The organism is Agrobacterium sp. LY4, from assembly GCF_001526585.1.
GTDB classification, from domain to species: domain Bacteria; phylum Pseudomonadota; class Alphaproteobacteria; order Rhizobiales; family Rhizobiaceae; genus Agrobacterium; species Agrobacterium leguminum.
This window is the reverse complement of the sequence record NZ_ASYA01000008.1, coordinates 25,693-40,919: the sequence shown is the minus strand read 5'-3', so window position 1 is coordinate 40,919 and position 15,227 is coordinate 25,693. Positions and strand designations below refer to the sequence as shown.

9 protein-coding genes and 1 pseudogene are annotated in these 15,227 nt (G+C 60.4%); 9 read left to right on the top strand and 1 reads right to left on the bottom strand.

Going from position 1 to position 15,227, the window contains the following annotated elements:
* Positions 1–11: 11 nt before the first annotated feature.
* The gene (locus tag L904_RS09075; protein ID WP_035263906.1) at positions 12–2,006 is read right to left on the bottom strand and encodes a bifunctional diguanylate cyclase/phosphodiesterase; all 1,995 of its coding nucleotides are present in this window, start codon (positions 2,004–2,006) and stop codon (positions 12–14) included.
* Positions 2,007–2,322: 316 nt separating this feature from the next.
* Here L904_RS09075 and L904_RS09070 point away from each other — a divergent pair, with 316 nt between their 5' ends.
* The 9 genes and pseudogenes from L904_RS09070 (at position 2,323) to L904_RS09030 (ending at position 15,227) form a co-directional block, all read left to right on the top strand.
* The gene (locus tag L904_RS09070; RefSeq protein WP_035263905.1) at positions 2,323–3,369 is read left to right on the top strand and encodes a class I SAM-dependent methyltransferase; all 1,047 of its coding nucleotides are present in this window, start codon (positions 2,323–2,325) and stop codon (positions 3,367–3,369) included.
* A gap of 92 nt (positions 3,370–3,461) precedes the next feature.
* Positions 3,462–4,286: a bifunctional allantoicase/(S)-ureidoglycine aminohydrolase gene (locus tag L904_RS09065; RefSeq protein WP_035263903.1), complete on the top strand. Its 825-nt coding sequence runs from the start codon at positions 3,462–3,464 to the stop codon at positions 4,284–4,286.
* A gap of 166 nt (positions 4,287–4,452) precedes the next feature.
* On the top strand, positions 4,453–5,958 hold the full coding sequence (locus L904_RS09060) for a sensor domain-containing diguanylate cyclase (protein ID WP_035263901.1): 1,506 nt from the start codon (positions 4,453–4,455) through the stop codon (positions 5,956–5,958).
* Positions 5,959–6,357: 399 nt separating this feature from the next.
* Complete coding sequence (locus L904_RS09055) at positions 6,358–7,548, top strand: efflux RND transporter periplasmic adaptor subunit (protein WP_080707354.1); 1,191 nt, start codon at positions 6,358–6,360, stop codon at positions 7,546–7,548.
* A gap of 11 nt (positions 7,549–7,559) precedes the next feature.
* Positions 7,560–10,693 (top strand): annotated as a pseudogene (locus tag L904_RS09050) (multidrug efflux RND transporter permease subunit).
* A gap of 118 nt (positions 10,694–10,811) precedes the next feature.
* Positions 10,812–11,432: a TetR family transcriptional regulator gene (locus L904_RS09045; protein WP_020810857.1), complete on the top strand. Its 621-nt coding sequence runs from the start codon at positions 10,812–10,814 to the stop codon at positions 11,430–11,432.
* A gap of 193 nt (positions 11,433–11,625) precedes the next feature.
* Positions 11,626–13,149 (top strand): sugar ABC transporter ATP-binding protein, encoded by a 1,524-nt coding sequence (locus L904_RS09040; RefSeq protein WP_020810858.1) that lies wholly within the window; start codon positions 11,626–11,628, stop codon positions 13,147–13,149.
* 50 nt (positions 13,150–13,199) lie between these two features.
* Positions 13,200–14,201, top strand: coding sequence for an ABC transporter permease (locus L904_RS09035; protein ID WP_020810859.1), 1,002 nt, complete (start codon positions 13,200–13,202; stop codon positions 14,199–14,201).
* 72 nt (positions 14,202–14,273) lie between these two features.
* Positions 14,274–15,227 (top strand): substrate-binding domain-containing protein, encoded by a 954-nt coding sequence (locus L904_RS09030; RefSeq protein ID WP_020810860.1) that lies wholly within the window; start codon positions 14,274–14,276, stop codon positions 15,225–15,227.

Genomic DNA, 15,227 nt, shown 5'->3' with positions numbered 1-15,227 from the left:
TCATCCCGCGATCAGGCAGGGCGCAGCAGCATGTTCGGGCGCGGATAGGGCGCTGCCGCCGCGCCCAGCCTTTCGGCCCCGATGGGGCGACCGATATAATAACCCTGCGCGTAGTCGATCTCCATCTGACGCACGAGCCTCAGCTGTTCCTCAGTCTCCACGCCTTCGATCAGGATCTTGTGGCCGCGGTTGCGAATGAGGCGGATCATGTCCTGCAGCATCGCCCGGCCACGCGGGGTCTTGCTGTCGTGCAGGAAGGAGCGGTCGATCTTGACGGTATCGAAATCCGTCATGCGCAGCCAGGAAAGGCCGGCAAAACCCGTTCCGAAATCATCCAGCCAGATATTGATGCCGAGCGTTTTCAGATCGTTCAGACAACGCAGCACGTCCGAATGCATTTCCATGTCGACGCCTTCGGTGATTTCGAAGGCGAGCCTGTTGCCGGCAATTCCCGCCTCCACGAGAATGGCCGCCACGGAAGTGGCGAAACCCGGATTTTTCAATTGCATCGGTGACACGTTGACACTGACGACCGCCACCTTGTCATCGGCCAGTATCTGTTTGCAGACGGTTTTGATGGTCCACAGGCCCAGTTCCATGATCGTGCCGGTGCGTTCGGCAATCGGAATGAAAATACCGGGTGCGACTGGATTGCCATCCAGCAGGCGAAGTCGCATCAGCGCTTCGACCCCTGCGGTCTCATTGGTCGAAATGTTGAGAATAGGCTGATAGACGAGGGAAACGAGATCTTCCGCGACGGCGATTTTCAGCAGGGCGGCAATATTCTCCGTCTCGTCGCTGGTTTGCGGGTCGTCCGGATCGAACAGCTTCATGCAGTTGCGGCCATTGCCCTTGGCTATATAGAGCGCGCGGTCGGCCTCGTTGATGATCTTTTCCAGCTTGCCGTCCGCATTGGAACGGGTGAAGGACGCACCGATGCTGACGGTGACGATGAAGGTGCCATCCCGGCGCTGGTCATGCGCAAGCGACAGGTCTTCAACGGTGTGGCGGATCGTTTCGGCAAGCTCACCCACCTGCTGCTTGGACTTGAACGGCGCCAGCACGATGAATTCCTCACCGCCATAGCGGCCGATGGAAGCGCCGTGTTCGATGATCGCATCCTGCAGGGCGTTGCCCACCGTTACCAGACACTTGTCGCCTTCCTGGTGGCCGTAACGGTCGTTGTATTTCTTGAAGAAGTCGACATCGATCAGGAAAACGGCAAAGCCTTCTTCCTTCCTGATCCAGTTGTCCCACAGCAGGCGCAGATGGTGGTCTATCGCGCGGCGGTTCTGCAGGCCCGTCAGGGAGTCGGTATTGGAAAGCCGCAGCAGCGCCTGGCCACGTTCGTCCGCCGCCTTCTGCTGGGCCTTCGCCTCCAGCCCGTTGACGAAGACGTGGTAGCGCTCCCGGTTCAGGTTCCAGTTCACGTAAGAGGTGAAGACGAAACAGGATATGTAGAAAGTGCCGAAGGCGAACTTGTAGAAGCTGTCTTCGGGAAACTGCGTGGCCGCCAGAAAATAGGTAACGAGAATGATGCCTGAAGACACCAGCGACAGATGGAAGCGGAAGGTGAAAAACAGATTGGCGCCCATCATGAAGATCGCCCCGAAAACCATGTAATAGGACATGTTTTCGGTATTGTCGGTCAACAGCGAGGGCAGCAGCCAGCCGATATAGCCCATGACGAGAGCGGTGGCGCAGGTGAGATCGAGCGCCGTGGTGCTGGCGCCCTTGCTTAGCTGAATCTCCAGCGTCAGCAGGGATGACAGGACAACAATCAGGCGTGCGATAATGGTGTAAAAAGCGACGTCAGGTATCAGAATGATGTCGGTTGCGGCAAACAGCAGATAGATGAAGACAGCGGTCCACAGGCCCCGCCGGATCGAACCGCGGCGGCTGCGCTCACCTTCCTGCTGGTAAAGGGCAAGGAGTTCATCAGAAAACCGGGAGTCCGGCCGCCGATAGTCTTGCTGTCCACTCACCTCTCCCAATGTGTGCTTCATGCACTTTCCCATAGTGTTGCGTATACTTTATTAAGTAACTGCTTATTCCACTTTTCCGTGTGCTGTCGCACCCAGTGCGGGTTCCCGTCGATCCCTGCCGATGCGTGCGGAGAACATGGAAAGGAAGAACGCATCATACGTTCGCAACATTAAGTTTCACTAAATCGCGTATCTGCTTTCTCCCGTCCTCACCAGTGTGACCAAAAAAATACGCTAATCTACTAATGTATCCCTACACCGCTCAAAAATCGAAAGCGAGTGGCCTTCCGCCTCCCAGAAACGTATAGTTAACAATGTGTTAATACTGGAGGCTGAAGTGGTGCGGGTAAAGAAGAAAAATCTTGACGGGGCAAGTCTGATTACCCCGGATACTGTCGCAAAAGAGATTTTTGCACGCAGAACGGAAACATTCGATGAGCAGTTCGCAGTTGCGAAAGCAGAGATTGCGCTCATTCTCGAATTGGCACAGCAGCAATTCGACAATCGTGTTTCAGCACGTGAGATAATACATAGAACGGCGGGTGCACTGCATGCCCTGCGGGAGAAGCTCCACTCCAGCGTGTGGGCTGAACTGATTCCGCTGGTGCAGAATCACCCCGTTTCGACCCATTTTCTGGAGGACCCGTTCACGCGCTGGTCTTTCGAAAAGCCGCGGGGTTATTCGGGCGATGCCCAGCTGCTCGATTTCATTTATGGCCACGACAGCGTTGCCGAACTGGTAAATAACGCCACGCCGCTCGGTGCGGCCCTTTACGACTACACCAAGGATGCCAGTTCCTCGGTCGCCGTGCGCGAGCGGCGCGATTTGCTAACACGGTTCGTCGATGAGGCTGCGGCCCGGCACGGTAATGAGACGGAAATCCTCACCATCGCTTCCGGCCATCTGCGCGAAGCGGATGCCTCCGTCGCGCTGAAAGAGGGTAAAATCAAGCGCTGGGTGGCGCTCGATCAGGACCCCTTGAGCGTCGGTTCCGTCGCCCGCGATTTCAACGGTAGCTGCATCGAGGCGATCGACGGTTCGGTGCGCGATATCGTCCTGCGCACGCAGGAACTCGGCACTTTCGACCTGATATACGCGGCCGGTCTCTACGATTATCTGAACGACCGCGTGGCGATCAAACTCACGCGGTGCTGCATGGAAATGCTGAAGCCCGGCGGCATGTTCCTCTTCGCCAATTTCTCGGAGGATATCGTCGTCGACGGTTACATGGAAACCTTCATGAACTGGGCGCTGCTGTTGCGCTCCAAGGCGGATATGTGGCGGATCGTCAATGCCAGCGCCGATCCCGCAAGCATCGAGGCGGATGTGTTCTTCGGCGAGAACCACAATATCGTCTACGCCACGATGCGTAAGAAGGTGTGACATCCTTCGGGCCAGTCTCTGCTTGCCAATAACCATTTGATTAAACGCTGGCGCGGGCCTAAGAATCCGCGCCGAATGCGTTGCAGAATGGAATGGCTGAAATGAAGAGATATTATTCGGATATGGGCGGTCTGCCGGGACAGACGGAACTTCTGTCGAGCAAGGCGGTGTTCAAGACCGCCTATGCGGTCATCCCCAAAACCGTCATGTCCGATATTGTGACGAGCGTGCTGCCGCACTGGACCGGCACTCGCGCGTGGATCATCGCCCGGCCGATGACGGGTTTTTCCGAAACCTTCGCGCAATATATCGTCGAGGTGCAGCCGGGCGGCGGCAGCGACCGGCCGGAACCGGACGCACGGGCCGAAGCGGCGATCTTCGTCGTTGACGGCGAAATGACCGTGGAATTCGAGGGCGTGCAGCATGCGTTGCGGGAAGGCTCCTTTGCCTTCCTGCCGGCCGGTTCCCGCTGGCAGCTTCGCAATTCGGGCAAGGCGCCCGTCAAGTTCCACTGGGTCCGCAAAGCGTTTCAGGCGATCGAGGGGCTGGAGCCACCGCCGGCGATCTTCACGCATGAGGATGAGCACGCTTTGTCGGCCATGCCGGATACGGACGGCAAATGGGCGACGACCCGCTTCATCGATCCGGAAGATGTGCGTTACGACATGCATCTCAATATCGTCACCTTCGAGCCGGGCGCGACCATTCCCTTCATGGAAACCCATGTGATGGAACATGGCCTTTATGTGCTGGAAGGCAAGGCCGTCTACCGGCTGAACGAGGACTGGGTGGAAGTGCAGGCGGGCGACTTCATGTGGCTGCGCGCCTATTGCCCGCAGGCCTGCTATGCGGGTGGACCGGGCCGCTTCCGTTACCTGCTCTACAAGGATGTGAACCGGCACGTGAAGCTCTGGTAACGGGCATCATATCCGCAAAACCCATGAATTATCGCGCAATCCGGCGGTTTGCGCGATAAATGCTTGCGTTAAATCGAATATCACTAATAAATCCGGTTATGCGGGCGGCCATCGTTGTTCCGCACCGTTTCGGCATTCGCCTGCTATCCTTGAGAAGACCTCCCGTATGAATGAGATAATCGATACCAATGTCTTCAATCTTGCCCCCGTGGCGATGTGGATCGAGGATTTCAGCGAGGTGAAAAGCCAGTTCGATATCTGGCGATCGCAGGGCGTCGAGGATATCCGGGCGTTTCTTCTGGAAGATTTATCGAGAGTGGCGGCCTGCTCGCAGAAAATCCGCGTGATCAAGGTCAACGCCAGAACGCTGGAACTGTTCGAGGCCCGCGATCAGGCGCATCTCATCGACAATCTCCATCGGATTTTTCGTGACGACATGCTGGAAAGCCATGTGAACGAGCTTTCCGAACTCTGGGCGGGCAAGACGGAATTCACCAGCAACGCGGTCAATTATTCAATCGGCGGCAAGCGGCTGGATATCCAGTTGCGCGGCGCGGTCATACCCGGCCATGAAGAAACGCTCGGACGGCTGCTTTTGACCACCGAGGATGTGACGGAGCGGGAGGAGGCGCGCCGCAAGGAACTTCTCAACCGCCGTTACGCCGAAGGCATGTTCAAACATTCGCCCGTTTCCCTGTGGGTGGAGGATTTCAGTCGCGTGCGGCGGTTGATCGAGGAGGTTAGGGACCGCGGCATCGTCGATTTCCGCGTGTTCATGGATGTGCATCCCGAATTCGTGCGGCAATGCATGAGCGAAATCCGCGTCATCGACGTCAACCGCGCCACGCTGGACCTGTTCTGCGCGCCGGACCGGCAGGTTCTGTTGCAGCGACTCGGCGATATTTTCCGCGGCGAGATGGAAAAGCCGTTCCGGGAACAGCTGATGGAGCTTTGGAACGGCAATCTCACCCACCATCGCGAGGTGGTGAATTACGCGCTTGACGGTTCGGAGCGGCATGTGCTCCTGCATTTTTCCGTCTTCCCCGGCCATGAGCGCGACTGGTCGCTGGTGCAGGTGGCGCTGACGGACATTACCGCGCGCAAGAAGGCGGAAGCCTATCTCGAATATCTCGGCAAGCACGATGTGCTGACCAAGCTGCACAATCGCGCCTTCTATTCGGACGAGCTGAACCGGCTGGAGCGCAGCGCGCTCAGGCCGGTTTCGGCCATCGTCATCGATCTCAATGGCCTGAAGGACGCTAACGACAAGCTGGGACACGATGCTGGCGACGCATTGTTGCGGCGTGTGGGCGAGGTGCTGAATGGCGTGGTGACCGCGCCGAACCATGCCGCGCGCATCGGCGGCGACGAATTCGCCATCCTTCTTCCCGGCGCCGACAGGCAGGTGGCCGCCGCCATGGTCGAGACCGTTTATGAGCTGCTGAAGATCAACAACCAGTTCTATTCCAGCGCACCGCTCAGCCTGTCGCTGGGTGTGGCCACCAGCGAGGCCGGCGAGACGATGGAATCGCTGGTGCGTCGCGCCGATATGAATATGTACGAGCAGAAGAACGCCTATTATGCGGCGCTGCGCAACAGATCCGCCGACAATAACGACACGACGAAACCCGGTCCGCAGCCGGAAGCCTCCTCGCTGAAGCGTCTGTCCTGAGGGGTAGTGAGGGCGTCGTGGGGCATTCCCTCAGCCCCATGCCGAAGATCTAGTCACGTCGAATAAAATCAATCGGTTGCAGATCCTCTGGACAGGCCCGAGGATGACGTCGAGAGAATGTTGTCGGGGAATCTAAACCACGCAGTGGTGGTTTGGTCGCGACGGAAACAGCGGAAAGCTTCATCCGTCCGGCTGTCGCCTCCGGCTCGTCGGGATATGTCCTGCCTTGAACGCCAGTTAGTCCTCCGTTCCCAATTACAGCGCTCTCCGCAAGCCGTCTCACACGCCTTCACAAGCGCGTGAGAGGGCTTTTGCGCTGCAACAATTTCGTTGCTGAAGTTTTACATACGTCTTAGTATGTATGTAAATGTGACATTTTTTATGGATTCGGAGCGCAGTATGGCGAAGAGATTGGGGCAGATCGCGGCGGTGTTGTTGACGGGCATCGTTCTTGTCGGATGTAGCGATGAGCAGGCGTCCGCGCCCGGCGCGCCGCCGCCCGGTGCGGTGAAGATCGTGACGGTGAGCCAGGAAGAACTGCCCATCACCAACGAATTGCCGGGACGCATTGCGCCGACGCGGCTTGCCGAAGTGCGCCCGCGTGTCTCCGGCATCATCGTGGAGCGGGTGTTTGAGCAGGGCTCGCTGGTGACGGAAGGCGATGTTCTCTATCGGATCGATCCCGCGCCGTTCCAGGTGCGCGTCGACAGCGCCGAGGGCACGCTGCGCCGGGCGCAGGCCGCGCAGCTTCAGGCGCGGCAGACGGCCGACAGGCAGCAGCAGCTGCGCCGTTCCAACGTCGGTTCCCAGCAGGAATTCGACAACGCCATCGCCCAGCTGGCGCAGGCGGATGCCGAGGTGGCCGTGGCCGAAGCCGGCGTCGCGGAAGCGAAGCTCAATCTGCAATATGCCGATGTCAAAGCCCCGATCAGCGGCCGCATCGGTCGCGCGCGTATTACCGAAGGCGCCCTCGTCAGCGCCACTGGCTCTGAAAATCTGGCGACGATCCAGCAGCTCGATCCGATCTATGCCGACTTCACCCAGCCGGCCGCCGATCTCATCCGCCTGCGCAAGGCCCTGCAGGATGGCAAGCTGATGACCGGCCCGAACGAGGCAGAAGTCAACCTGCTGTTCGATGACGGCAGCCGTTACCCGCTGCCCGGCCGCCTGCTGTTTTCCGAAGCGGCGGTGGATGAAACCACCGGTCAGGTGACGCTGCGCGGTGAATTCCCTAACCCGAACGGCGATCTGCTGCCGGGCATGTATGTCCGCGTACAGATCCAGCAGGGTATCCAGAAAGCGGCCTTCGCCGTGCCGCAGCAGGCGGTTCAGCGCGATGCCGGCGGGCAGGCGAGCGTGCTTGTCGTCAATGCCGAAGACACGGTCGAGCAGCGTCGCGTCAGCGTCGGTCGCTCCATCGGCGATCGCTGGGTGATTTCCGAGGGTCTGAAGGATGGCGACCGCGTCGTGGCCGAAGGTTTCCAGAAGACCGCTCCGGGCACGAAAGTGAAGCCGGAACCGTGGTCCGATGAGGCCGATGTCGCAACCGCCGCTGACAGCGAGAGCGCGGCTCCGGCTGCGAAGCAATAAGGACCGATTTCATGGCACGTTTTTTCATCGATCGGCCCATTTTTGCCTGGGTCGTCGCCATCTTCATCATGCTGGCGGGCCTGCTCGCCATTCCCATGCTGCCGATTGCGCAATATCCGAATGTCGCCCCGCCGCAGATTTCCGTCTCGACGACCTATCCGGGCGCGTCGCCGGAAGATATTTACCAGAGCGTCACGCGTCCCATCGAAGAAGAGCTGAACGGCGTTCCAGGCCTGATCTATTTCGAATCGACGTCGGAATCTTCGGGCCGCATTTCCATCAACGTCACCTTTGCGCCGGGCTCCAACATCGGTGAAGCCCAGGTGGAGGTCCAGAACCGCATCGCCCGCGTCGAACCCCGCCTGCCGCAGGCGGTGACGCAGCAGGGCCTGCGCGTGGAGCAGGCGGGCACGTCGTTCCTGATGATGGTGGCGCTGACCTCCGTCGACGGCAACACGGACGCCATCGGTCTCGGCGATTATCTCAGCCGCAATGTACTCGGCGAATTGCGCCGCGTTCCCGGCGTCGGCAGCGCGCAGCTCTTCGCTACCCAGCGCTCCATGCGTATCTGGATGGACCCGGACAAGATGCTGGGCCTCAGCCTGACCTCGACGACGTCATCGGCGCCATTCAGGCGCAGAATTCGCAGGTTGCCGCCGGCCGCATCGGCGCATCGCCAAATCCCATCGGCCAGCAGATTTCCGCAACCGTCAACGTGCAGGGGCAGCTGACCTCACCGGAAGAATTCGGCTCCATCGTGCTGCGCGCCAATCCGGACGGCTCATCCGTGCGGCTGCGCGATGTCGCACGCGTGGAAGTGGGCGGCGAAAGCTATAACTTCTCGAGCCGCCTGAACGGCAAGCCGAGCGCCGCCATCGGCGTGCAGCTTTCGCCCACCGGCAATGCACTGCAGACCTCCGAGGGCGTTCGCGCCACCATGGAAGAACTGTCCCGATATTTCCCGCCGGGTCTGGAATATGAAATTCCCTATGACACCAGCCCCTTCGTGAAAATCTCGATCCAGAAGGTGATCAACACGCTGGTGGAGGCGATCATCCTCGTCTTCGTGGTGATGTTCGTCTTCCTGCAGAATATCCGCTACACCATCATCCCGACACTGGTGGTGCCCGTGGCGCTGCTCGGCACCTGCGCCATCATGTATGTCTCGGGTTTCTCGATCAACGTTCTGACCATGTTCGCCATGGTTCTCGCCATCGGCATTCTGGTGGATGACGCGATTGTCGTCGTCGAGAATGTCGAGCGCATCATGGCAGAGGAGCATCTGTCGCCCAAGGAGGCCACCCGCAAGGCGATGGGCCAGATTTCCGGCGCGATCATCGGCATCACGCTGGTGCTGACGGCCGTGTTCGTGCCCATGGCTTTCTTCCCAGGCGCCGTCGGCATCATCTACCAGCAGTTCAGCCTGACCATGGTGGTGTCGATCCTGTTTTCGGGCTTCCTTGCTTTGTCGCTCACGCCGGCGCTCTGCGCGTCGTTCCTGAAGCCCATCAAGGCCGGACACCATGAGAAGAAGGGCTTCTTCGGCTGGTTCAACCGCGGCTTCGACAAGGCGTCGCACAAATATTCCTCGTCCGTCGGCAGCATCATCAAGCGTTCCGGTCGCTTCATGGTCATCTACGCGGCTTTGCTGGTCGGTCTTGGCTGGGCGTATATGCAGCTGCCGAGCTCGTTCCTTCCGAACGAAGACCAGGGCTATCTGATCGTCGACATTCAGGCGCCGGCGGAAGCCAGCAGCGACCGCACCCTGCAATCCATCCAGCAGATCGAAAAGATCTTCATGGAAGAGCCGGCGGTGGATCGCGTGATTGCGGTTTCGGGTTTCTCCTTCTCCGGCTCCGGCCAGAATGCGGGTCTCGCCTTCGCCACCCTGAAGGACTGGAGCGAACGCGGACCGAACGATTCCGCCGCCGCCATATCGGCGCGCGTCAACGCCAAGCTGTGGGGTCTTCCGGACGCCATGTCGTTTGCGCTGTCGCCGCCGCCGATCCAGGGCCTCGGCAATTCCAGCGGCTTCACCTTCCGCCTGCAGGATCGCTCGGGCGCGGGACAGGCGGCTCTCAGCGCCGCCGGTGCGCAACTGATGGCCGCTGCCCGCCAGAGCCCCATCCTTGCCGGTCTTCGCATCGAAGGCATGCCGGATGCGGCGCAGGTCAATCTCATCATCGACCGTGAGAAGGCCAATACGTTCGGCGTCACCTTCAGCGATATCAACGCCACCATCTCTGCCAATATGGGCTCGTCCTATGTCAACGACTTCCCCAATGCCGGCCGCATGCAGCGCGTGACGGTGCAGGCGGAACAGGGCCAGCGCATGAAGACGGAGGATCTCCTGAACCTCAACGTCCGCAATGCCAATGGCGGCATGGTGCCGGTGAGCTCATTCGCCACGGTCGAATGGGTGCGCGGTCCCTCGCAGGTGGTCGGTTACAACGGCTATCCGGCGGTCCGTATCGGCGGCCAGTCCGCCCCCGGTTATTCGTCGGGTGACGCCATTGCCGAAATGGAGCGCTTAGCGGGTGAGTTGCCGAGCGGCTTCGGTTTCGAATGGACCGGCCAGTCGCTGCAGGAAATCCAGTCCGGGTCGCAGGCGCCGGCATTGATCGGGCTCAGCGTTCTGTTCGTCTTCCTGCTGCTGGCAGCACTTTACGAAAGCTGGTCCATTCCGCTCTCCGTCATGCTGGTGGTGCCGCTCGGCGTCATCGGCTCGGTAGCGGCGGTGATGCTGCGCGGCATGCCGAACGACGTCTACTTCCTCGTAGGCCTCGTCGCGATCATCGGCCTGTCCGCCAAGAACGCGATCCTGATCATCGAATTCGCCAAGGATTTGCGGGCGGAAGGAAAATCCACCTATGATGCGACGGTGGAGGCGGCGCATCTGCGCTTCCGGCCGATCCTGATGACGTCGCTCGCCTTCTCGCTCGGCGTGCTGCCGATGGCGATTGCTTCGGGCGCCAGTGCGGCGAGCCAGAACGCCATCGGCACCGGGGTTCTCGGCGGCATGATCTCGGCGACGATCCTCGCGATCTTCTTCGTTCCCGTCTTCTTCGTCTTCGTCATGAAGATTTTCGGGGATCGGAAGAAGGAGAATGAGATTGCTGCTGACGCGGTATCGCCGGCGGAATAAAACGGGTGTGACGGCTGGGCGAAAAGTCACGTGAATGCGTTCATCTGACTGACAGCCCGGCATCGCAAACAAGGCACGGTGCGAAAGCGCCGTGCCGCGACTGGAAGGAGACATCAGCATGCGCCGAACCAAGGCCGAGGCAGAAGAGACGCGTCAGGCGATCCTTGCCGCTGCCGAGCGGGTGTTCTTCAAGAAGGGCGTGGCCAACAGCTCTCTGGATGAGGTGGCGGCTGCGGCCGGCGTTACGCGCGGGGCGATCTACTGGCATTTTTCCAGCAAGAGCGACCTTTTCATCGGCCTTTACGAATCGGTGGCGCTGCCGGAATCGGACCTGCTCGATTTCGGCGATCCGGACCTCAAGGGGGAGGCGCTGCTGGCCAAGATCGAGGACGCCGCGTGCAACTGGCTTTCGCTTCTTTCAAAAGACGAACAGCGCCAGCGCATCATGACCATCAGCCTGCGCACCAATTATTCCGATGAATTCGCCCCCGTGCTGCGCGCGCAGGAGGAGCTGGACCGTTACCACAAGCGGCTGCTCGAGGAGGCTTTCGAACGGGCGCAGGCGGAAGGGGCTTTCAACGATAACTGGACAGCCGAGTCCGCGCTCGGGGCGCTCTACTGGCTGCTGAAAGGCATGTGCTCGGACTGGCTGCTGTTCGGCAAGCGTTTCGATCTGGCCAATGAGGGTGCGGAAGCGGTGCATCGTCTCATGAAGGCTTTTCGACGCTCCCCGACATAGCGACCGGATTTCCCAGACCCGGCGCGGCGGTCAAATTTGAGTGTATTCTAAAACACCAGCGAAATTTGCTTTACGTACCTCAAAACGAAGGCTAGCTTCTTCCTCGAGCTTTGGGAGGAGTTCGCAGATGGTCGTTTCAGATAAAATCAAGGGGCAAGCGCCGTCCGTTCACGCCGGATTCCGGTGACGGCACATGGCTTTTGCTGACGAATCTCCAGACCGCGCCCTTATCCGGACGGTTGGGCTGTCCAAGTCTTTCGGGCCGGTACAGGTTCTCAAGGATATAGAGATCGCGGTGCGCGCCGGTGAGGTCCATGCGATCATTGGCGAGAACGGCGCCGGCAAGTCGACGCTGATGAAGTTGCTGGCCGGCAATGAAAAGCCGTCGGGCGGGGAAATCCGCATCGATGGCGACGCCGTTACGCTAAGCGGTCCGGTGGATGCCGAACATCGCGGCATCGTTCTCGTGCATCAGGAAATATTGCTGGCCCCGGATTTGACGGTGGCGCAGAACATCTATCTCGGCCGCGAAATGCGCCGGGGCGCCATGGTGGACGACCGCGCCATGCGCGCCGGCGCCCGCAAGGCAATCGCCGATCTCGGCGCTACGATCGATCCGGACGCCATTGTCGGCAGCCTGTCGATTGCCCAGCGGCAGCTCGTGCAGATCGCCCGCGTCCTCCTCGTGCCGCATCGTGTGGTCATTTTCGATGAGCCGACGGCGAGCCTTACGCCCATCGAAACGGATGCGCTGCTGAATGTCATCAGGGACATCCGGGCGAAAGGCGTGGCCGTACTTTACATTTCGCATCGTCTGCCGGAGGTGAAGGAGATCGCCGACCGTGTGACGGTTCTGCGAGACGGCAGGCTGGTCGCCTCCCATCCGGCATCGGCGCTGGAGCCTGCCGATATGGCGCGGCTGATGGTGGGGCGCGATGTCGCCAAGCTTTATCCGGACCGCGCCGCCGGCGGAGAGCACGAGCCGGTTCTGCAGGTGGAGCGTTTTACTGTTCCGGGTTATGCTCAGGATGCCGGTTTCAGCCTGCGCAGGGGCGAAATCCTCGGTTTCGCCGGTCTGGTCGGCGCGGGCAGAACGGAGCTCATGGAAGGAATACTCGGCCTGCGCGCCGGTCGGGGAACGGTGCGACACCACGGCAGGCCGGTGCATTTCGCAAAGGCGGAAGACAGCCTGAAGGCCGGCATCGTTTATCTGAGCGAGGATCGCAAGGGCAAGGGCCTGCTGCTTACCAAGGATTTGCGTGTCAATCTCACGCTTGCTTCGCTGAAGAAATTCAGCCGGCTGTTCCAGATCGATACCCGCCGGGAAACGGCGGCGCTCGATGATGCTGTCCGCGATTTCGACATCCGCACCGGCCGCAAGGATCTGCTGGCGGGCCAGCTTTCCGGCGGCAACCAGCAGAAGCTGCTGCTGGCCAAGATGATGCTCATCGATCCGTCCATCGTCATCATCGACGAACCGACGCGCGGTATCGATATCGGCACCAAGGAACAGATTTACCGCTTCATCGCCAGGCTCGCGGATGAGGGGCGCTCGATCATCGTCGTTTCCTCGGAGATGCCGGAGCTGATCGGCATCTGCGACCGCATTCTGGTGATGCGGTCGGGCCGGATCGTCGGGGAGGTGACGGGTGAGCGCATGACCGAGAACGACATCGTGGCGCTGGCGACGGGCGTTCATACGCAGGAACCCGCCTGAGCGCCCGTGTGCCGGGAAACATGGCCTGACAAAAGAGACTGAGGGGAAACATGACTGAGGCCGCATTTGACAACGGCAAAACGCCGAAGACCTCGAAGGACTGGGATCTGCGCGCCGTCGCGCCTTTCGTGGCGCTGGCCCTGCTGCTGGTTCTCGGCACCATCGCCAATCCCAATTTTATCGGCATCGACAATCTCCTGAACGTCATCACCCGCAGCGCCTTCATCGCCATCATCGCGCTCGGCGCAACTTACGTCATCACCTCGGGCGGGCTCGATCTTTCGGTTGGCGCGATGGTGGCTTTCGTCGCCAGCCTGATGATCCTGTTCATGAATAGCGGCGTCATCGCCAGTCCGCTTTTGATGCTGCTCACCGCCATGGCGCTGGCGCTCGCCATCGGGGCTGCCTGCGGGCTGACGAACGGCCTCATCACCACCATCGGCCGTATCGAACCCTTCATCGCCACGCTCGGCACCATGGGCATCTATCGCGGCTTGACCACATGGCTGTCGCAGGGCGGGGCGATCACGCTGCGCAATCCGGAAATCCAGACGCTTTATCGTCCGGTTTATTTCGGCAATGTTCTGGGCGTGCCGGTGCCGGTCATCGTCATCTTCGTCACCGCTGCGATAGCCGCCTTCGTGCTTTACCGCACCCGTTACGGGCGGCATCTGACCGCAGTAGGGTCGAGCGAGGATGTGGCGCGATATTCCGGCATTTCGGTCGCGCGGGTGCGCACCATCGCTTATGTGGTGCAGGGGCTGTGTGTCGCCGTTGCGGTGCTGCTTTACGTGCCGCGCCTCGCTTCCACTTCGGCCACCACAGGCATGTTGTGGGAGTTGCAGGCCATCACCGCCGTCGTCGTCGGCGGCACGGCGCTGAGGGGCGGGGTGGGGCGCATCTGGGGGACGATCTGCGGCGCCTTCATTCTGGAGATCGTCGGCAACATCATGATCCTGTCGAACTTCGTCAGCGAATATCTGATCGGCGCCATTCAGGGGGCCATCATCATCATCGCCATGCTGGTGCAGCGTTCGCTCAGCCGCAGGTGACGTATCACGCCGCGCCATGTGGGGCAGGCGCGGTCGAAGGAGGAACGCCCCGGTCTTGGGAGGAAAGAGACTATGCGTAGTAAATTCATCGGCGTGGCCTTTGCCGCGCTGGCCACGGTGCTTGCCGCTTCAGCGCATGCGCAGGATAAGAAGGTCACCATCGGCGTTTCTATTCCAGCGGCCGACCATGGCTGGACGGCGGGCGTCGTCTACCATGCCGAGCGTGTGGCGAAGCTTTTGATGCAGGAACATCCGGGGCTCAATGTCATCGTCAAGACGTCGCCGGACGCCGCCAATCAGGCCAATGCGCTGCAGGACCTTGCCGTGCAGGGGCTCGATGCGCTGGTCGTGTTGCCGTCCGATCCCGATCCGCTGGTCAACGCCATCAAGGAGATCAAGGACAAGGGCACCTTCGTCGCGCTGGTCGACCGCGCGCCGAGCGTCAACGACAATTCGATCCGCGATCTCTATGTTGCCGGCAACAACCCCGCACTTGGCCAGGTGGCAGGCGAATACATCAAGAAGACCACGCCTGACGCCGAAGTCGTGGTCATTCGCGGCCTGCCGATCCCGATCGATCAGCAGCGGCAGGACGGTTTCGACAAGGGTATCGCCGGTTCCAGCGTCAAGGTTCTCGACCGTCAATACGGCAACTGGAACCGCGACGACGCCTTCCGCGTGATGCAGGACTATCTGACCAAGTACAAGAAGATCGACGTGGTCTGGTGTCAGGATGACGACATGGCTATCGGCGTGCTGGAGGCGATCCAGCAGGCGAAACGCACCGATATCCAGTATATCGTCGCGGGCGCCGGTTCCAAGGACATGATCAAGAAGGTCATGGATGGCGACAAGCTGGTGCCGGTCGACGTTCTCTACCCGCCGGCGATGGTGGCGACCGCCATGCAGCTGACAGCCGGGCATTTCTACGATCAGGTGCCGGTCGCGGGTGAATATATCCTCGATGCGACGCTCATCACCAAGGACAATGCCGAGCAGTTCTACTTCCCGGATTCGCCGTTCTGA